The organism is Burkholderia sp. Ax-1719, from assembly GCF_011753055.1.
Lineage (GTDB): Bacteria > Pseudomonadota > Gammaproteobacteria > Burkholderiales > Burkholderiaceae > Paraburkholderia.
This window is the reverse complement of record NZ_VWWJ01000005.1, coordinates 374308-393143: the sequence shown is the minus strand read 5'-3', so window position 1 is coordinate 393143 and position 18836 is coordinate 374308. Positions and strand designations below refer to the sequence as shown.

General features: G+C 63.1%; 19 protein-coding genes. 8 read left to right on the top strand and 11 right to left on the bottom strand.

Annotated elements, in window-relative coordinates; genetic code table 11:
* Positions 1 to 115 precede the first annotated feature (115 nt).
* Together F3J17_RS13330 and F3J17_RS13325 are read left to right on the top strand one after the other, a co-directional pair.
* Positions 116 to 1435 carry an aromatic ring-hydroxylating dioxygenase subunit alpha gene (locus F3J17_RS13330; RefSeq protein ID WP_240160946.1) on the top strand — a complete coding sequence of 440 codons (1320 nt, stop codon included), beginning with the start codon at positions 116 to 118 and terminating at the stop codon, positions 1433 to 1435.
* Between the two features lie 35 nt (positions 1436 to 1470).
* The gene (locus F3J17_RS13325) at positions 1471 to 2463 is read left to right on the top strand and encodes a PDR/VanB family oxidoreductase (RefSeq protein ID WP_167058741.1); all 993 of its coding nucleotides are present in this window, start codon (positions 1471 to 1473) and stop codon (positions 2461 to 2463) included.
* Between the two features lie 62 nt (positions 2464 to 2525).
* Here F3J17_RS13325 and F3J17_RS13320 read toward each other — a convergent pair whose 3' ends face one another.
* The 3 genes from F3J17_RS13320 to F3J17_RS13310 form a co-directional block, all read right to left on the bottom strand.
* Positions 2526 to 3032 (bottom strand): HPP family protein, encoded by a 507-nt coding sequence (locus F3J17_RS13320; RefSeq protein WP_167058738.1) that lies wholly within the window; start codon positions 3030 to 3032, stop codon positions 2526 to 2528.
* A 5-nt stretch (positions 3033 to 3037) separates the two neighbouring features.
* Positions 3038 to 4240: an NAD-dependent formate dehydrogenase gene (locus F3J17_RS13315; protein ID WP_167058735.1), complete on the bottom strand. Its 1203-nt coding sequence runs from the start codon at positions 4238 to 4240 to the stop codon at positions 3038 to 3040.
* A gap of 155 nt (positions 4241 to 4395) precedes the next feature.
* The gene (locus F3J17_RS13310; protein ID WP_167058732.1) at positions 4396 to 5343 is read right to left on the bottom strand and encodes a LysR family transcriptional regulator; all 948 of its coding nucleotides are present in this window, start codon (positions 5341 to 5343) and stop codon (positions 4396 to 4398) included.
* Between the two features lie 414 nt (positions 5344 to 5757).
* On the opposite strand from F3J17_RS13310, the gene F3J17_RS13305 reads away from it, so the two are divergent.
* A complete protein-coding gene (locus F3J17_RS13305; protein ID WP_167058730.1) occupies positions 5758 to 6270 on the top strand; it encodes a hypothetical protein in 513 nt (170 codons plus the stop codon).
* Positions 6271 to 6444: 174 nt separating this feature from the next.
* Here F3J17_RS13305 and F3J17_RS13300 read toward each other — a convergent pair whose 3' ends face one another.
* On the bottom strand, positions 6445 to 7434 hold the full coding sequence (locus F3J17_RS13300; RefSeq protein ID WP_167058727.1) for a hypothetical protein: 990 nt from the start codon (positions 7432 to 7434) through the stop codon (positions 6445 to 6447).
* A 247-nt stretch (positions 7435 to 7681) separates the two neighbouring features.
* Here F3J17_RS13300 and F3J17_RS13295 point away from each other — a divergent pair, with 247 nt between their 5' ends.
* Positions 7682 to 8299, top strand: a complete 618-nt coding sequence (locus tag F3J17_RS13295; protein ID WP_167058724.1) for a LysE family translocator — start codon at positions 7682 to 7684, stop codon at positions 8297 to 8299.
* Between the two features lie 41 nt (positions 8300 to 8340).
* On the opposite strand, the gene F3J17_RS13290 is transcribed toward F3J17_RS13295, so the two are convergent.
* Complete coding sequence (locus F3J17_RS13290; protein WP_167058721.1) at positions 8341 to 9753, bottom strand: PLP-dependent aminotransferase family protein; 1413 nt, start codon at positions 9751 to 9753, stop codon at positions 8341 to 8343.
* A gap of 157 nt (positions 9754 to 9910) precedes the next feature.
* Between F3J17_RS13290 and F3J17_RS13285 the strand changes: the two genes are divergently transcribed.
* Positions 9911 to 11239: an aspartate aminotransferase family protein gene (locus tag F3J17_RS13285; RefSeq protein ID WP_167058718.1), complete on the top strand. Its 1329-nt coding sequence runs from the start codon at positions 9911 to 9913 to the stop codon at positions 11237 to 11239.
* A 166-nt stretch (positions 11240 to 11405) separates the two neighbouring features.
* Complete coding sequence (locus F3J17_RS13280; protein ID WP_167058715.1) at positions 11406 to 11654, top strand: hypothetical protein; 249 nt, start codon at positions 11406 to 11408, stop codon at positions 11652 to 11654.
* Positions 11655 to 11702: 48 nt separating this feature from the next.
* On the opposite strand, the gene pcaC is transcribed toward F3J17_RS13280, so the two are convergent.
* From pcaC to F3J17_RS13255, 5 genes are all read right to left on the bottom strand, one after another.
* Positions 11703 to 12107 carry a 4-carboxymuconolactone decarboxylase gene (gene pcaC / locus F3J17_RS13275; RefSeq protein ID WP_167058712.1) on the bottom strand — a complete coding sequence of 135 codons (405 nt, stop codon included), beginning with the start codon at positions 12105 to 12107 and terminating at the stop codon, positions 11703 to 11705.
* Positions 12104 to 12895, bottom strand: coding sequence for a 3-oxoadipate enol-lactonase (pcaD, locus tag F3J17_RS13270; RefSeq protein ID WP_167058709.1), 792 nt, complete (start codon positions 12893 to 12895; stop codon positions 12104 to 12106). The genes pcaC and pcaD overlap by 4 nt, the downstream gene beginning before the upstream one ends.
* A 4-nt stretch (positions 12896 to 12899) precedes the next feature.
* Complete coding sequence (locus F3J17_RS13265) at positions 12900 to 14288, bottom strand: 3-carboxy-cis,cis-muconate cycloisomerase (RefSeq protein WP_167058705.1); 1389 nt, start codon at positions 14286 to 14288, stop codon at positions 12900 to 12902.
* A 132-nt stretch (positions 14289 to 14420) separates the two neighbouring features.
* Positions 14421 to 15080 carry a 3-oxoacid CoA-transferase subunit B gene (locus F3J17_RS13260; protein ID WP_167058702.1) on the bottom strand — a complete coding sequence of 220 codons (660 nt, stop codon included), beginning with the start codon at positions 15078 to 15080 and terminating at the stop codon, positions 14421 to 14423.
* A 26-nt stretch (positions 15081 to 15106) separates the two neighbouring features.
* Positions 15107 to 15808, bottom strand: a complete 702-nt coding sequence (locus tag F3J17_RS13255) for a 3-oxoacid CoA-transferase subunit A (RefSeq protein WP_167058699.1) — start codon at positions 15806 to 15808, stop codon at positions 15107 to 15109.
* A 279-nt stretch (positions 15809 to 16087) separates the two neighbouring features.
* Between F3J17_RS13255 and F3J17_RS13250 the strand changes: the two genes are divergently transcribed.
* Both F3J17_RS13250 and folE read left to right on the top strand, forming a co-directional pair.
* Positions 16088 to 17011: a LysR family transcriptional regulator gene (locus tag F3J17_RS13250; protein WP_167058696.1), complete on the top strand. Its 924-nt coding sequence runs from the start codon at positions 16088 to 16090 to the stop codon at positions 17009 to 17011.
* Positions 17012 to 17115: 104 nt separating this feature from the next.
* Positions 17116 to 17784, top strand: a complete 669-nt coding sequence (gene folE, locus F3J17_RS13245; protein ID WP_240160945.1) for a GTP cyclohydrolase I FolE — start codon at positions 17116 to 17118, stop codon at positions 17782 to 17784.
* Positions 17785 to 17857: 73 nt separating this feature from the next.
* Here the strand turns inward: folE and epsC are convergent, their stop codons facing one another.
* Positions 17858 to 18826 (bottom strand): serine O-acetyltransferase EpsC, encoded by a 969-nt coding sequence (gene epsC / locus F3J17_RS13240; RefSeq protein ID WP_205194769.1) that lies wholly within the window; start codon positions 18824 to 18826, stop codon positions 17858 to 17860.
* Positions 18827 to 18836: the final 10 nt, after the last annotated feature.

The following is an 18836-nucleotide window of genomic DNA, read 5'->3' as shown; positions in this document are numbered from 1 at the left end:
TGCGACGCCTTCACGTCGCCAAGAATGAATGCATCGCTGAAGCCTTGCAGCACAAGCCGGGCAGCGCTCCCCACATTGGAGGACACAGACCATGCTGAGCCAGGAAAAAAATAAAATGCTCACCGAAGTTGGGCCAGGCACGCCGATGGGCAACTATTTGCGGCGCTACTGGCACCCGGTGGCCGGCGTCGCGGAATTCGACGATCAATCCGTGCGCCCTATTCGTCTGTTTGGCGAAGACCTCGTGCTGTACAAGGATTTGAGCGGCAATTTCGGCCTCGTGCAACGTCGCTGTCCGCATCGCAACGCCGATCTCGCGTTTGGCTTCGTCGAACAATGCGGCCTGCGTTGCGCGTATCACGGCTGGGAATTCGACTCGAAGGGCCAATGCACGCATCAGCCGTACGAAGAGATCGTCGATACGCAAGCGCGCCTGCGCCAGAAGACACGCATCACGGCCTACGAAGTGCGGGCCAAGGCCGGCATGGTATGGGCCTACATGGGTCCGTCGCCCGCGCCGGAATTGCCGGACTGGGAACCGTTTAGTTATACGAATGGCTTTGCGCAGGTCGTCATGGCGGAGATTCCCTGCAACTGGTTTCAGTGCCAGGAAAACTCGATCGATCCGATTCATTTTGAATGGACGCACAACAATTGGACTGAACGTCAGCAGGACCGCCACTCCGAACATGTGCCAACGCATCTGGAAACGAAATACGAAGAATTCGAATATGGCTTTGTCTACAAGCGCCTGCGCGCACACGAGACCGAGCAGAATCCGATGTGGACGACCGGGCGTGTGACGTTGTGGCCCAATGGTTTTTATCTCGGCCATCACTTCGAATGGCGCGTGCCCATCGACGATGAAAATACGCTGAGCGTGCTGTGGGTCTACAACAAGGTGCCCAAAGAACAGGAGCCGTATGTCCAGCAGCATATTCCCGCGTGGTATGGACCGCTGCGCGACGAGCACGGCGAATGGATCACTAGTCACGTAGCCAATCAGGACTTTGCTGCCTGGGTCGGTCAAGGTGCGATCACCGATCGCACGCGCGAGACGCTCGGTGCTAGCGATCGCGGCATCGTGATGCTGCGCCGGCGCTTCTTCGAGGAGCTTGAAGCGGTGGCGGCAGGCGCAACGCCCAAAGGCCTGATCACCGATAGCGCAAAAAACGAGAATGTGTTTTTGCCGTCGGCGTGCCGCGATGAAATGATCAATGGCTTGCCATTGGCGGAGTTGTCGGCGCATCCGCTGCTGGGTGCGTATCTGCGCGATTTCATCGGTCAATACGGGCAGCCGCCGAGCGTGCGCGAAGCCTATGAAGCGGCGATTGGCCAGAAAGTCAATGGCGCGCGTTTCTTCTCGGTGCACGGGGCGCGCAATGAGGCTGCGCACGAAGCGCGCGACGACGCGCCTGTCGATCAGACGTCTTGATACGCCTGCTTTCCACCTCACGAGAGTCTGCAACCATGCAACATCCAACCGGCGACGCGAGCGCGAATCCCCCACTTGCGCGCATCGAAGCACGCGTGCGCACGTTGCGCCATGAAGCGGAGCGCGTACTCGGCATCGAACTGGTGCCAGCCGGCAAGGAACGCTTTCCGCGCTTCACGCCGGGCGCGCATATCGATCTGCATCTTCCTGGTGGGCTCATTCGCAGCTATTCGCTCGTGAATTCGCCGGACGATGTGGACCGTTACGTGATTGGCGTACTCGCGGACGCAAACAGCCGCGGCGGCTCGCGTTATGTGCACGAGCAGTTGCGTTGTGGCGCGGTCGTGACGATTGGCGCACCGCGCAATCACTTTGCGCTGGACGAGAATGCAGCGTCGACGGTGCTGATCGCGGGCGGCATCGGCATCACGCCGATGTTGTGCATGTACCGGCGTCTGCGGGAAGCGGGCCGCAGCGTGCATCTCGTCTATTGCGCGCGCGAGCGCTCGCAGGCTGCGTATCTGGATGAACTCGATGCCGCCGATGGCAGCGTGCATCTGCACTTCGACGCCGAACATCAGGGGCGGCCGTTCGATCTCGCGGCTCTGCTCGCGCAACAGCCTGCCGATGTTCATGCCTATTGCTGCGGGCCGAATCCGATGTTGAATGCATTCGAAGCCGCTTGTGCGCAAGCGGGTATCCGCCATGTGCACATCGAGCGCTTTGCCGCGACGGCTCCGCTGGTCGATGTGACGCAACACGGCTATACCGTCGAACTTGCGAAGTCCGGGCGACATTTGCGCGTACCGGAAGGCGTGCCGTTGCTCGATGTGCTGCTCGAAGCGGGCGTCGATGTCGACTATAGCTGCCGCGAGGGTTTATGCGGCGCGTGTGAAACCCGTGTGCTGGCCGGTTGTCCCTCGCATCGCGATGCCGTGCTCACGACTGCCGATAGAGCCGCGAACAAGGTCATGATGGTTTGCGTGTCCGGCGCGCAAAGCCCAACGCTGGTGCTCGATCTTGCGTGACGTGAGCGGGCGCGATGTGTGTCGCGCATCGGCCTCGCTCACGCTGGGTCCTCACTGAACGACTACCGGCGCGGCCAGGCGCCGCGTCGCAACACCGCCCAGTAGAGCCAGCCGATCACGACCAGCGAAACCGCGCCTATCATCGTTGGGAGTACCAGGAAAGACCAGCCTGGTTGCGCGGCAAAGATGATGACGGGATTGCTGCCCGCCGGCGGATGAACCGTTCGCGTCAGCATCATCAGCATCAGTGCACATGCTGCGGCGATGGCCATCGGCAGATATCCCGGCCCAAACAGATGCAAACAGAGCAGGCCCGTAAGCGAAGTGAGGACATGTCCGCCGATGATGTTGCGCGGTTGCGAAAACGGACTGGCGGGAAAGCCAAACAGCAAAACACAGGTGGCCCCGAACGAACCGAGAATCCAGGGTGCCGAGGTCTCTTGTGCCAGCAAGCCCACGAGCGCCAATGCAACGAATGCGCCCAGGCCGGCAAACAGAATGCTGCCGGCCTGGCTGCGCCACGTTGCGGCCCCGTTGGCGCCAGCGGAAGTGGCGGCCGGGGTCGTCATAGGCGTCAGGCCACCTTGAAGCGCGCGGCTTCCTCTGAGCCCTTTGTCGCGTTGCCCGCGCTGTACGAATGTGCGCCAACGCCGGCGAGCTTGCCGCCCTGCACGATCAGATATTCGTCGCGGATCGGCCGGCCCTCAAAATAGCATTCGAGGATTTCGCGCGTCCCCGCCGCATAGCGCGCCTGCGCGGAAAGGCTCGTGCCGGAGATGTGCGGCGTCATGCCTTGATGCGGCATGCTGCGCCACGGATGATCGGCCGGAGCGGGCTGCGGGAACCAGACGTCGCCGCCATAGCCCGCCAGTTGACCGCTTTTCAACGCATCGACAATCGCGTCCCGATCGCATAGCTTGCCGCGAGCGGTATTGATCAGATAAGCGCCGCGCTTGAAGTGTTTCAGCGACGCCGCGTTGATCATGTGCTCGGTTTCCGGATGCAGCGGACAGTTCAGCGTCACCACATCGCACACGCGCGTCAGGCTTTCGAGACTCGTGTGATGCGTGAGATTGAGCTCTTTCTCCACCGATTCAGGCAAACGGTGGCGATCGAGATAGTGCAACTTCATGTCGAAAGGCTTGAGCAGGCGCAGCACGCGCAGCCCAATGCGCCCGGCGGCGACGGTACCCACGTTCATGCCTTCGACGTCATACGAACGCTCGACGCAGTCCGCGATATTCCATCCTCCATTGTTTGCTATGTTGTGCGAAGGAATATAATTACGCACCAGCGCCAGCGTGGTCATGACGACATGCTCGGCCACGCTGTTGCTGTTGCAATAGGTGACCTCCGCCACGGTGATGCCGCGATCCATCGCGGCCTGCAGATCGGTGTGATCCGAACCGATCCCGGCCGTGACGATCATCTTGAGCTTCGGCGCTTTCGCAATGCGCTCGGCCGTCATATAGGCCGGCCAGAACGGTTGCGAGATCACGATTTCGGCGTCGTGCAGTTCGCGGTCGAGCACGCTGTCGGCGCCGTCCTTGCTGGACGTCACCACCAGTTGATGATCGTTCGATTCCAGATACTTGCGCAGGCCCAGTTCACCTGACACGCAACCCAGCAAATGGCCGGGCGTGAAGTCGATCGCCCGGGGCGTCGGCGTGGTCTGGCCATCGGGATAGCGCGTGATTTCAGGAAGGGTGTCGCGGGCGTACTGCTTCGGCATACCGTTGACCGGATCGTCATACAGCACACAAACAATTTTTGCCACGATATCTGTCTCCACTCTGATGGGCGAGGAACCGGGGCCCTTGACGCCGCCGGCTGTCCGATCGCTTTGCTGCGGCGATCGATCGACGGACAGAGTGTCAACGAGAAGCACAATGGCGATCCAATCGTTTCGACGTATCAGCTGATAAACGCGGCTTATGAAACTTCAGCCGATACAGCGGCGCTGGCCTGCGGGCGCTCCAGGAAAGCGTCGAAACTGGCCTGCAGGTCGAGGTATTGTGCGACCCGCCACAAAGCCGCGACGAGCGGCGGACGGGATGGCAGGTCGCGGGCGATCAGACCGATTTCCCGCGTGAGTTCCGGTTCGAGCGGCGTGACCGCATCGCGCCGGGTGCTGTCCATGACGCTGAGCACGCTATGCGGCAACACCGTGTGAAGGCCCGCATGCTGCACGTTCGACATCAACGTCAGCAACGAATCCGCCTCAAGAACGACCTTGGGTTGCACGCCGGCGCGACGGAAAGCGGCGTTGATCACCTGGCGGTTCTGCATGGAGGAATCCAGCAGCCCGAACTGGAGATCGCCAAGGGCGTCCCAACGGCCGCTGCCGGCACGCGCGTCATCGTCAGATCCCGTCGGCGAAACCAGCACATAGCGTTCGCGATAGAGCGGCAGCACCTCGAAACCGGCCTGCGTATGATCGTCGAGATAGGTGAAGCCGATATCGAGCTCATATTCGTCGAGCTGCCGCAGAATGGCATCCGAACTCAACGAGCGCACCGCATAGCGAAGCAGGGGATGCGCCTCACGGCAGGTAGCGATGAGCAGGCTCACGACCGGCATCGTCGTCGGAATCACACCGATCCTGACCGTCCCCGTCAACAGGTTCGAGACAGAGACGTCCTGCCTCATATGGTCGAGTGCGGCGATCGTCTGGCGGGCCCACCCCAGAACGCGCTCGCCCTCCTCGGTCAAGCCCAGAAAACGGCGCCCACGCCTGACGATCACCAGGCCCAGTTCGTTCTCAAGACTGCGGATGGCGGACGAAAGCGCCGGTTGCGTGACGTTGCAAAGCTCGGCCGCGCGTGCGAAATGCTGTTCCTTTGCCAGGGTAACCAGATAGTTGAGCTGCCGGATAAACATTGCTTGCCTCCAGGTCCGGGGTTCGTATCGCTATATTCGCGAATATATTACGACAAGCCCGAAGACGATCACATCGCCCCCTTCTGCCGACAACACGCGAACGCCCGCGCGCAGGAACGATCAGCTTGCGGGCCGCCAACGCGCGGATCATGAGCAATTTTTTAATAGACGCATCATTACGATCAAGAGATGGGCGCGTAAACGGCCCATCGGGCTATCCATCAGTCGTGAACCACGCCAGGCTTACGCGCTCAGGATCCGAGCCATGAATTCGCGTCCTGATTGACCTGATTTTGTAAATTGATATCGCGATTGTTTTGATATTTTTCGCACATTCATCCATTGCACCGAATAACCGGCGCAAAGCAATCTGGCGATATAGTTTTAATTCAAACCTGCGTGAAGGACAGCATCATGACGACGTTGACAAACAAGCTCAAGCACGAATTTCTCAAGGTGCTCCCGCCCACCATTTTCTTTTTCGTCATCCTGCATATCGTCGCCATTGTTCGCTCCCTGATGATCAAGGGCACAGGCGTTTCAATCCCGACTTCGGCTTCCGTTCTGGTCGCTTCGCTGATCCTCGGCAAAGCCGTGCTGCTAGCTGACATGCTGCCGTTCATCAACCGCTTCCCCGACAAACCCCTGATCTGGAACGTCGCGTGGAAGACGCTGATGTACGCCGTCGTCGCTACCGCGCTTCACTATCTGGAGAGGCTGTTCGAGTACTGGAAGGAGTCGCACCATCTGCACGCCGCCAACGCCGCCTTGTTGGCCGATATGAACTGGCCGCGCTTCTGGGGCGTACAGATTCTTCTCTTCACGCTGATCTTCAACTACTGCGTGGTTGCCGAACTCGGACGCGTCATCGGTCGCGACAAACTCTGGGCGATCTTCTTCGGGCCGATCGACAAGGTCACCCGATAAGGCATCCAGCGCCTGCATATCAGCACACCATTTAAATCGTAGAGGAAGACGGATTTAAAAGACTTGATTCGATTGATAACGTGTGCCGGAATACTTTAAATCGTAGTTGGGCCACGACATTCTGGGTGGCTACTGGACCCATTGGCGATGGTGAGGCCGTCGCAGCGCAATCCATCAATGCCGCATGCGAGCGCTCATGCCGCCTGCACCGAATCCCGCGCCATTGGCCGAACTCTGCGCCGTGCCCGCTGCGTCGATCGTATCGGACTGTCCATCGTCCATCAGTAAGTTTCCCGAACTATCGCGATTGCGCTTCACGGTCACACCCGATGCGACCGGACGAATAGCGGTATCGAACGCGCCAAAACCACCACTCTCATGCGCGTGATGTCTGGGCGCAGCATCCACGCTTAGCGAGGGATGCGAACCATAGATATAGCCCTGCCCCACGCCAATCGCCACGCTCGCGCCGAACGCGCCGCAGCCGGTGCTGATCACTGCGGCCTCCTGCGTGAACGAGCCCATCGTGCCGACACCCGCCGACATCTCGCCGCTGACCGACACCGGCGTGCATTGCATCGCGTCGAACACAACGCCGTTCTCCGGAACGGTCACGTCGATGAATTCGTTGCCGCCGAGGTACAGGCTTGCCAGCTTCCCTGGCGCAAGCGCGCCGCCCTGGGTTTTGCCCGTCGTGACGAAGGCGATATCGACGGCAAAACCCGTCAGCCTGGCCGCATCGGGTGGCAGCTTGACGCGATACGCCGCGTCGCGCGGTCCATCGTCGATGCCTGCGAAGCTGCCGCCGCGAGTAATGATCCGAAAGCCAATGCCGGGCAGACTGGTCGCGTAGACGTTTCCGAGGCCCGAGTTCGTATCGGCGGGCGCCAGCACGCGTAGCTCGCGTGTGTTGTCCGGGCCGCTGCAGGTGAACGGAATATCGCTGACGATCGCCGCATGGGCCGAGCCAACCTGGGTGCCGACCGGCGCGTTAAGCGGCACGGCGATATGCACGGGCGAGAGCGGCAGGACGATCGTGCCGGGCTCGGCGGTCGGGCGGCAGTCGGCGTGAGCGAGCGGCGAACAGCACGCCGCCAGCAAGGCCAGCGAGAGGGACAGGCCACGTACGCGGCGAGACGCAGACGATTCGAAAAAGCGGAGCATCGACGGGACGGATCAGGGCAAATGAGCTCATCGATTCTAGGGCACGGCCATTTCATTCCCCCGACCACCGCTTTACCGATTCTTACTCGAACGCACGCCGAAAGCCGCCCGACAATCCCTGCCAATCGCCCCTTTTCCGTACCGGCGTCCGACCGATTAACTGTACCGGTACTGTACCGCGATCTGTCGTTACACTGGCTCGACACGATCGTCAGGATCGCCATCTTTTCCCCGGAGCCTTTAGCCCATGCTGCCCGAAATGCTCAGCGCCCTGCCCGCCGGCATGCTGTTCGTGGTCGTCACGTCGATCACGCCCGGTCCGAACAACACGATGCTGCTGACCTCCGGCGTCAACTTCGGCTTCCGTCGCACGGTGCCGCATATTCTGGGCATTAGCGCGGGCGTGGTGGTACTGATGCTGTCAGTGGGTTTCGGTCTGGGCGAGGTGTTCCGCCGCGTTCCGGTGCTCTATACCGTGCTGGAAACGGCGAGCGTGGCGTATCTGTTGTGGCTTGCGTGGAAGATCGGTACGTCAGGCGATATCAAGGTCAAGACCGGCGAGCGTCGCCCGATGCGCTTTCATGAAGCCATCGCGTTTCAGTGGATCAATCCCAAGGCGTGGATGATGGTGCTGACCGCCGCCACCACGATCCGGCTGTCGACGGATTTCGGCTTGAATACCGTGGCGATGGCCGTGGTGTTCTACGTGGTCGGCCTGCCCTGCATCTGTGTGTGGGCGGCGTTCGGCACGGGCATGCGCCGCTTTCTCGCCGATCCGCGTCGCCTGCGCGCGTTCAATATCTTCATGGCGCTGTCGCTGGTTGCGTCGATGTACCCGCTGGTCGCGCATCTGCTGCAACGCTGATCGACTTCATCAGGATTACAGATTGAAGCGGCGTCTTTCTGCTAGCCCGCTTTACTGACGCGCTCGATGAAGCGCCACAGCGCGTCGTCGAGCGAATACGGCGCATTGAAACGGAACCACGCGCTAGCTGCGTCGTCGGGACGGAAATAGGAGCCCGGCGCGAGCCAGATGCCGTCACGCAGGGCCGCCGTGGCAATCGCGGCGGCGCGCGACGCCTCCACCGGTAGGCGCACCAGCATGAAGAGACCCGCACGCGGCCGGCAGAACGGTTCGAGCCCCAGCGAATCGATGCGGTCTTCCAGCGCCGCGTGCGCCACCTTCAACTGCTCGTTGACGATTTCGACGTGGCGCGTGTAGCGCCCTTCCACCAGCACTTTGTCGACGATGCGCTCGATCGTTTCCGACGACGTCAGCCCCACCGCCATCTTCGCGCGCGCGAGTTCACGCAGCACGTCGCGCTCCGCCACCACATAGCCGCAGCGCAGCGACGGCGTCACCGTCTTCGAAAATCCACTCACGTAGAGCACGCGACGCAGCCCTTCCATTGCGGCCAGCAGCGGCGCGCCAGGCGGAGCGAGTTCGCGGCTTACGTCGTCTTCCACCACCCACATGCGTTCGCGCTCGGCGATCTGCAGCAGGCGAAACGCGTTCGCCATCGAGTAGGTCGCGCCGGTGGGATTCTGCAGCGTCGTGTTGACGAAGATCGCTTTCGGACGATGGGCGGCAACCTGCTGTTCGAGCGCGTCGAGATCGAGGCCTGCGGGCGTACGCGGTACGCCATGCACCGTGAGACCGGCGAGCTTGAGGATCTGGAGCAGGTTGCAATAGCCGGGGTCTTCCACCAGCACGGCGTCGCCGGGGCGTAGCAGCGTGCGCACGATCAGATCGAGCCCCTGGGTTGCGCCTTGCGTGAGCAGCACGTTCGAGACGTCGATCGGCAGGCCCTGGCGGTCCAGTTGTGCCGCAATGCGTTCGCGCAGCGGTGCGAAGCCATAAGGGTGGCCGTAATCGCCCAGCCGTGCGGCGGGCACGCGGCTGGTCGCGCGCAAGGCGTGGTGCAGGCCGGTTTCGTTGATCCACTCGGTGGGCATCCAGCCGCAGCCGGCCTTGATCGGCACGGAATGGTCCGCGTAGACGTCGGATAGCAGCCAGGTGGCGGTGAGCGCGGGCGGTTGCCAGCCGGTGTCGGCGGCGCGCGGCGCGAGTTGGCGCGGCGCCACGCGGTAGCCGGAGCCACGCCGCGCCACCACCAGGCCCATCGACACCAGACGGTTGTAGGCGTCCGTCACCGTATAGGTGGACAGCTCGTGCGATTGCGCCAGCTGGCGCACCGAGGGCAACAGCGCGCCCGTGCGCAGCGAGTTCGACTCGATCGCCTGGGCGAAGGCCCGCACCAGTTGCTCGACGAGCGTTGTGGCGGCGCCGCGTCCGCGTTCCAGTTCGAATTCGATCATAGGGAGGGAAATCGGGTTCAAGCGGACTTGCGCGCGCCGACCAATACAGTTGCGCCAGATTGTCCAGCACGGTTATCAGCGCAGTATAGAGACTGTATATGCCGCCCTTCAAGCCCGGACGCTACATTCTGTCCAACCACTTTGGAGGAGAACACCCATGACTTCGCGCCCCGTCATCGACGATCTTTCGTCGTTCTGGATGCCGTTCACGGCCAACCGCCAGTTCAAGGCCGCGCCGCGCCTGCTGGAATCGGCCAAGGGCATGTATTACCGCACGACCGATGGCCGCGAGGTGATGGACGGCAGCGCGGGGCTGTGGTGCGTGAACGCCGGTCACGGCCGCGAGGAAATCGTCGCGGCCATCGCGCAACAGGCGGGCAAGCTCGACTTCGCGCCCACCTTCCAGATGGGTCACCCGCTGGCCTTCGAAGCCGCCAGCAAGATCGCGGAGATCATGCCGGAAGGGCTCGATCGCGTGTTCTTCACGAACTCGGGTTCGGAATCGGTCGATACGGCGCTGAAGATCGCCCTCGCCTACCATCGTTCGCGCGGCGAAGGCCAGCGCACCAAGCTGATCGGCCGCGAGCGCGGCTATCACGGCGTGGGCTTCGGCGGCATTTCGGTGGGCGGGATCGGCGCGAACCGCAAGACGTTTTCGGGCCAACTGCTGCCCGCCGTCGATCATCTGCCGCACACGCATAACCTCGAACACAACGCCTTCACCAAGGGCCAGCCGGCCTGGGGCGCGCATCTCGCCGACGACCTCGAACGTATCGTCGCGCTGCACGATGCGTCGACCATCGCCGCCGTGATCGTCGAGCCGGTTGCCGGTTCGACCGGCGTGCTGATTCCGCCGCAAGGCTATCTGCAACGTCTGCGCGAGATCTGCACGAAGCACGGCATCGTGCTGATTTTCGACGAAGTGATTACGGGTTTTGGCCGTCTGGGCAAGGCCACCGCGAGCGAATACTTCGGCGTCACGCCCGACATCATCACGATGGCCAAGGCGATCAACAACGCGGCCGTGCCGATGGGCGGCGTGGCCGTGAGCCGCACGATCCACGATACGGTGGTCAACAGCGGCGCGCCGGGCGCGATCGAGCTGTTCCACGGCTACACGTATTCGGCGCACCCGCTGGCTGCCGCTGCCGCCATCGCCACGCAGGATCTGTATCGCCGTGAAGGCCTGTTCGAACGCGCGCACAGCCTTGCGCCGAAGTTCGAAGCCGCCGCGCACGCACTGCGCGACGCGCCGCACGTGAAGGACGTACGCAACCTGGGCATGGTCGCCGGTATCGAGCTGGACTCGCGTGATGGCGCGCCGGGCGCACGCGCTTACGAGGTGTTCGTGAAGTGCTTCGAAGCGGGCGTGCTGATCCGCTTCACCGGCGACATTCTGGCGTTCTCGCCGCCGCTCATCATCACCGAAGAAGAGATCGAGCGCCTGTTCGGCACGGTGCGCGAGGTGCTGGCGAAGGTGGCCTAAGCGTCGCCTGAGTTCGCGCCAGATCACGGTGCATTAACGGCCCGCTCGTTTCGAGCGGGCCGTTTTGCTTTCAGCATGCCGCTATTCGTCCGATCATCATGCGCGCAAGGCAAGCGCCATCGGCGTATTGTTGGCTGATGGAAACCGCAATGCAGGAGAGATGGCGATGAAAACACCGATTCGTGTGGGCGCGCACATCGAAGGCGTTCACTGGGTAGCGGAATATACGGCGGCGACGCACGAGATTCGCGTATTCCGCGAAGGCCACGCATTCGAGACGATTGCCGCGCCGCCCGCTTTATTGGGCGAAGAGGATGAAGCGGGTTCGGCCAGCGACGAAGCGAGCCGCGCCGAAGATGCCGCGGTGCTCGCCGTGTTGCGCCAGTATGTGGCGGAACACGACGCTGCGGAGTAAAGACTTTGCGTTCGAGGGCACGCGCGATGCGCGCCCTTTCGCACAGAATCAGGCCGGCTTGTCGCCTGCGGCCTGCGCGTCCTGCTCGCTGAAGATTTTATCGGCGAGGTGGAACGCGGAATTCGCTGCGGGCACGCCGCAATAGATCGCGGTTTGCAGCAGCACTTCCTTGATTTCGTCGCGCGTCACGCCGTTGTTTCGCGCCGAGCGCAGATGCAGCGCCAGTTCCTCGCTGCGGTTCAGCGCAACCATCATCGCGATCGTCAGCAGGCTGCGCGTGTGACGCGGCAGACCTTCGCGCGTCCAGATTTCGCCCCACGCATAACGCGAGATCAACGTCTGGAATTCCTCGGTCAGCTCGGTGCGATTGGCAATCGAGCGATCGACGTGCGCGTCGCCCAGCACGGCGCGACGCACTTTCAGTCCGGCTTCGTAGCGATCGTCTTCGTTCATTTCGACTCCAGCAGGAAGCTCAGGACCGTCTTGTTGAATTCGTCGGTAAGTTCGACGTTCGAGATGTGCGAGGCGTTCAGCTCGACGTAACGACCACCCTGCACCGATTCGGCCAGTTCGCGGCCTTGTGCGGGCGTTGCGGCCAGATCGTGCGTGCCCGAAATCACCAGCGTGGGCGCCTGGATCGACGCTGCTTCGCCGCGCAGGTCAGCCGCATTGATTGCTTCGCAGTTCGAAGCGTAGCCATCTTTGTCCGTATGCACGAACACGTCGCGCGCCTGGGCGATCACGAGCGGGTTGCGCTCCATGAATTCGGCCGTGAACCAGCGCGGCAGCACTGCGTCCGCCAGCGACAGCATGCCTTCGTTGCGGGCCTTCGCCGCGCGCGGCTCCCACACTTGCGGCGTGCCGATCTTCGCGGCCGTGTTGCACAGCACGAGGCGGTCGATGCGGCTTGCGAAACGCGCACCCAGACCCACGCCCGTGAGACCGCCCATCGACACGCCGCAGAAGTGCGCGCGCGCGATGCCAAGGTGATCGAGCAGGCCAATCACATCGCCCGTCAGTTGCTCGATCGTGTACGGACCTTGCGGCGCGGCCGAGTGGCCGTGGCCGCGCGTGTCGTAGCGCAGTACGCGGAAGTGCTTCGAGAATTCGACGAGCTGCGGCGTCCACATCGACACGTCGCTGCCGAGCGAATTCGACAGAACCAGCCACGGCGCGTTGGTGTTTTCGGCACCATCGACGCGGTAAAACAGCTGCGTGTCATTGACGGCTGCATAAGGCATGCGGTTACTCCTGATGAGTCTGCGATGAAGTATGGGGCGTGCGCTGCTGCGATTGCGCGTACGACGCGAGCACCGCGTCGACGAACGCGTGCGCTTCGCCCACGTAATTGGCGGGATCGAGCAGCGCCTTCAGGCGCGCGTCGTCCAGATGTTGCGTGACAGCGGGTTCGGCCGCCAGCACGTCGTAAAGCGTGCGGCCCGACTGCACCGCCGATTTCGATGCGCGCTCAACCAGATGATGCGCGTCGAGACGGCCGATACGGTCGCCCAGCGCGAGCATCACGGCTTCGCCCAGAATCAGGCCGTGCGTGACGTCGAGATTGGCCGCGAGACGCTCGGGGCGCACTTCGAGGCCGCCCGCGATCTGTTCGATCTGCGCGAGCGCGCCCGCCGCCAGGCGTGCGAGTTCGGGCAGCGCGTCCCATTCGGCCTGCCAGCCGCCAAGTGCGCGCTCGTGCTCCTGCACCATGCCCGCGAACACCGTGGCCACCAGCCCCGGCGCGCGCGTGGCGGCAGTCAGCACCGCCGCGCAGCCCACCGGATTGCGCTTGTGCGGCATGGTCGACGAACCGCCCTTGCCTGCTGCCGCAGGCTCGCCCAGTTCGCCGATTTCGGTCTGCATCTGCAGCGAGATATCGCGCGCGATCTTGCCCAGCGTGCCGATCAGCATGCCGAAGAACGATGCGGCTTCTGCGATGCGATCGCGCTGCGTGTGCCACGGCAGCGCGGGCTGCGCGAGGCCGAGGTCTTTGGCGAGTTCGGCGCTGACTTTCGATGCGGCGTCGCGCAGGCTCGCAAGCGTGCCCGCCGCGCCGCCGAATTGCAGCACCAGCGCGCGTTCGCGCAGCGCCGCGAGGCGTTCGCGATGGCGCAGCAGCGTGTCGAGCCACTGTGCGAATTTCAGGCCCAGCGTGATCGGCAGCGCCTGCTGGAGCCAGGTGCGGCCCACCGCTGGCGTGGCGCGATGCGCGCGGGCGAGTTCGGCCAGGTTCGCGCAGGTCGCGTCGAGACTCGTTTCGATCAACGCCAGCGCGTCGCGCAATTGCAGCACCGTGGCGGTATCGATGATGTCCTGGCTCGTCGCGCCCCAGTGCACGTATTTAGCGGCTTCGGGGTCGGCGTCCTTCACGCGCGCCGTCAATTGCTTGACGAGCGGAATCGCCAGATTGCCGCCCAGCGCGGCGTCGCGCGCGAGCGCTTCGGCGTCGAGCCTGTCGGCCTTGCAGGTCGCCTCGATCGCGGCCACGGCGCTGTGAGGAATCACGCCGTGGACTGCCGAAGCGCGCGCCAGCGCCGCTTCCACGTCGAGCATGCGCTGCAGCGTGGCGTCGGGCGACCAGACGGCGTTCATCGGCTCGGTGCCGCAGATCAGGCTCGTGAGGCGTTCAATCATGGATCGATAGGAAAAAAGTCTGGATACACGCGGGCGCAGATAAACGCAGATGGCGCGACGCCCGGCGACTGTTGCCGCCAGAGGTCGCGCCACGCGGGTTTCATCTGCGAGAGGAACGCGCGCTTCGGCAGTTTAAGCCGCGCGGCGATTCAGCGTCGCGTCGATCAGCGGCACGCCGGCGAGCTTTTGCAACGCGTCGAAGTCGATATCCGAATAGATTTCGCGCACTTCCAGACCTTGCGGCGTGACGTCGAACGCGGCCAGATCGGTGTAGATGCGGCCCACGCAGCCCACGCCCGTGACCGGGTACGAGCATTCATTCACCAGCTTGCTTTCGCCCTGCTTCGTGAGCAGTTCCATCATGACGAAAACCTGCTTCGCACCCAGCGCCAGGTCCATTGCGCCGCCGACGGCGGGAATGGCGTCCGGAGCGCCCGTGTGCCAGTTGGCGAGGTCGCCCCTCACCGACACCTGGAACGCGCCCAGCACGCAGTAGTCGAGGTGGCCGCCGCGCATCATCGCGAACGAGTCCGCGTGATGGAAGAACGCGCCGCCCGTCAGCAGCGTGACGTGCTGCTTGCCTGCGTTGATGAGTTCGTCGTCTTCGAGGCCAGGCGTGGGCGCCGGGCCCATGCCGAGCAGACCGTTCTCGCTGTGCAGGAAGATTTCCTTGCTCGGATCGAGGTGGTTGGCCACCAGCGTCGGCACGCCAATGCCGAGATTCACATAAGCGCCCTCAGGAATGTCCTGAGCCACGCGTTGAGCCATTTCGTCGCGATTCAACCGTTTCATTGCTTAACTCCGTAGCGTCCGTAGCGTCAGGCGGCCTGAGCGGCTTGCAGCGCAGCTTGCGCCGGCTGCGGCACTTCAACGACGCGCTGCACGAAAATGCCCGGCGTCACGATGTTTTCAGGGTCCAGTGCGCCGAGTTCGACGACTTCCGACACCTGCGCGATAGCTACCTTCGCCGCGCTCGCCATGATCGGGCCGAAGTTGCGCGCGGTCTTGCGATAGACCAGGTTGCCCCAGCGGTCGCCCTTGTACGCCTTGATGAGCGCGAAGTCCGCATGCAGCGGCGCTTCCAGCACATAGTGGCGGCCGTCGATCAGGCGCGTTTCCTTGCCTTCGGCCAGCTTGGTGCCGTAGCCGGTGGGCGTGAAGAAGCCGCCGATGCCTGCGCCCGCCGCGCGGATGCGCTCGGCCAGGTTGCCCTGCGGCACGAGTTCGAGCTCGACTTCGCCGGCGCGATAAAGGCCGTCGAACACATACGAGTCGGTCTGGCGCGGGAACGAGCAGATGATCTTGCGCACCCGCTTGGCCTTGAGCAGCGCGGCCAGGCCCGTGTCGCCATTGCCGGCGTTGTTGTTCACGATCGTCAGCTCTTTCGAGCCTTGCGCGATCAGCGCGTCGATCAGTTCCGCCGGCATGCCGGCCGTGCCGAAGCCGCCGATCATGACCGTGGCGCCGTCCTGAATATCAGCGACAGCGGCTTGAAGCGAATCAAAAATCTTGTTGATCATGCCTGTTCCTGAAAGCGATGCGCATCGCGGAAAGTCCACGCCACCCGATCGCGAAAAGTTCTATATACGAACACTGATTCGTTTAGCGAACGTCCAGCGCATTATCGGAGTGTGAACGCGCGCTTGTCAAGGCGGGGTCAACCCCATGCGACCTTCATTAACCCTTCACTAACCCGTCTCTGCGCACATACCCCAATATCCGCAATCCAGATTGATCGACTAAGGTTTATCTCGCTTCAGCATAGTCCTTCTGCCCGCCGATCCCCAATCCGCTGCTCCATGCAAGACCTCGACCTGAATCTCATCCCCTATCTCGTCGCGATGGAAGAGACGCGCAACGTGAGCCGCGCCGCCGAACGGCTGGGCGTGAGCCAGCCGCGCGTGAGCACGGCGCTTGGCAAGCTGCGTGAGTTTTTCGGCGATCCGCTGTTCGTGCGCACCTCGCGCGGCATGGAGCCGACGCCGCGTGCGCTCGGTCTGATTCCGGCGGCGCGCGACGCACTCGTGCGCATCGAGAAAGGCATGCTCGAAGCGCAGGACTTCGATCCGGCCACCAGCACGCACACGTTCTCCATCGCGCTTTCGGATGTCGGTGAAATTGTGTTCTTGCCGCGCCTGCTGCAACTGTTCGCGCGGCGCGCGCCGTTTGCGAATCTGCGTTCGGTTTCGCTGCCGCCGAACCAGGTCGAGCGCGGTCTGGAGTCGGGCGACGTCGATCTGGCCGTCGGTTTCTTTCCGGATCTGGGCGGTAACAACTTCTTCCAGCAGCGCCTCTTCACGCACCGCTTCATCTGCCTGATGCGCAGCGGCCATCCGCTGGCAGGCAAGCAGATGACGATGGAACAGTTTCTCGGCCTGGGCCATGCCGTGGTGCGCGCCGAAGGACGCAGTCAGGAGGTGCTCGAACAGTATCTGGAGAAGAATCGCCTGCGGCGGCGCGCGGTGCTGGAAACGCCCCACTTCATGAGCCTGCCGTTCATTCTCACGCGCACCGATCTGATCGCGACGGTGCCGCACGCGATCGGCTTTGCCTATGTCTCCGAGCACGCCTCGATCACGCTGGTCGAGCCGCCGCTGCCGCTGCCCCGCTTCGATCTCAAGCAACACTGGCATCGCAAGTTTCACAACACGCCGCGCGGCGCGTGGCTGCGCAGCGTGGTCGCCGAGCTGTTCAACGACGCGATGGACGAATGGCCCAAGTGATGTGCGGAAAGAAAGCGCTCTGCGCGAGGGCTTGAAAATCGTGGAACAATGCGCGTTCGTGGCGCGCGTCGCATGGGCGCGGGCCACCTGACAGGAGCCTCTGCATGAGCGACGAAAAGAACGCGGAAAAGAAGAAACGTAAGCCGAAGTCCAACATCGAAACTGCGCCTGTGGCTATCGCGCGCCCCTCGCGCGAAGAAGCGGAAGACGCGGTGCGCGTGCTGCTGCGCTGGGCCGGCGACGATCCCTCGCGCGAAGGTCTGCTCGATACGCCCGCGCGCGTCGTTCGCTCCTACGAAGAATTTTTCGCGGGCTATGAGCACGATCCGCGCGAGATCCTGTCGCGCACGTTCTCGGAAGTCGACGGCTACGACGAAATGATCGTGCTGAAGGACATCCGCTTCGAGAGCTACTGCGAACACCATATGGTGCCGATCATCGGCCGTGCGCACGTCGCCTATCTGCCCGAGCATCGCGTGGTGGGGATTTCAAAGCTCGCGCGTCTGGTCGACGCCTTCGCCAAGCGTCTGCAGATCCAGGAGAAGATGACCGCGCAGATTGCCGACACGCTCAACGAAGTGCTGCAGCCCAAGGGCGTGGGCGTGATCCTCGAAGCCGCGCACCAGTGCATGTCCACGCGCGGCGTGCACAAGGCCGGCGTGACGATGGTGACGTCTCGGATGCTCGGCACGTTCCGCAGCGACCCTTCCACGCGCCGCGAATTTCTCTCGATCGTGGGCAGTCCCGGCGTGATGAGCGTGCCGAATACCTAAGCGCAAAAGCAGACGCGGGACATTGCCCTGACGAACAATGTCCCGCGCGGCCCTGCAAAACAAGGGGCTTTCTTCAGGGCGTTTCGTCGCCGCGCTCGATCTCGCGGATCTTGCCCTGGCGCACGCTGCTGCCCGGCGGCACGCTATGCGTGAGCCACACGTTCCCGCCAATTACCGAACCACGCCCGATCGTCACGCGGCCCAGAATGGTCGCGCCCGCGTAGATCACCACGTCGTCCTCGACGATCGGATGGCGTGCATTGCCCTTCACCAGCGTGCCGTCCAGATCGGCGGCAAAACTCTTCGCGCCCAGCGTCACCGCCTGATACACGCGCACCCGCTCGCCGATGATGGCCGTTTCGCCGATCACCACGCCGGTGCCGTGGTCGATGAAGAAGCTCGACGCAATCTGTGCGCCGGGGTGAATGTCGATACCCGTGGCCGAATGCGCGATCTCGTTGATGAAACGTGCGAGCAGCGGCACGCCCAGCCGATGCAGGGCATGCGCGAGCCGATGGTGCGTCATCGCCCAGACGCCGGGATAGCAGAGCAGGATTTCGGTAATGTGCTGCGCGGCCGGATCGCCGGTGAAGGCGGCCTGGATGTCGCTCACCAGCAGCGCGCGGATATCCGGCAGTTGATGGCCGAATTCGCGCGCCACCTTGAAGGCGCGGGCGCGCAGGACATCGTCGCTGGCATCGGCATTTTCCGGCAGGAAACGCAGGGCGCGTCGGATCTGCTCGGCGAGCAGGCGCAGCGTGCTTTCGAGCGTATGACCGACGTAATAATCGACGCTCTCGTCGGTCAGATCGGGCGCGCCGTAGTGCGTGGGAAAGAGCGCGGCGCGCAGGCCTGCCACGATATTGACCACGGCTTCGCGCGAAGGCAGTTCGCGAATGCCCAGCGGATGGCGCGTGCGGTGACGTTCTTCGCGCGACGCGCGCAGATCGGCGACGATCTGTTCGAGGCCCCAATCGGACGAAGCGGAAGAAGCGGACGAAGCGGATGAACCGGTAGACGGGGGCAAAGCGGCATTTGACATGGTGATGCGG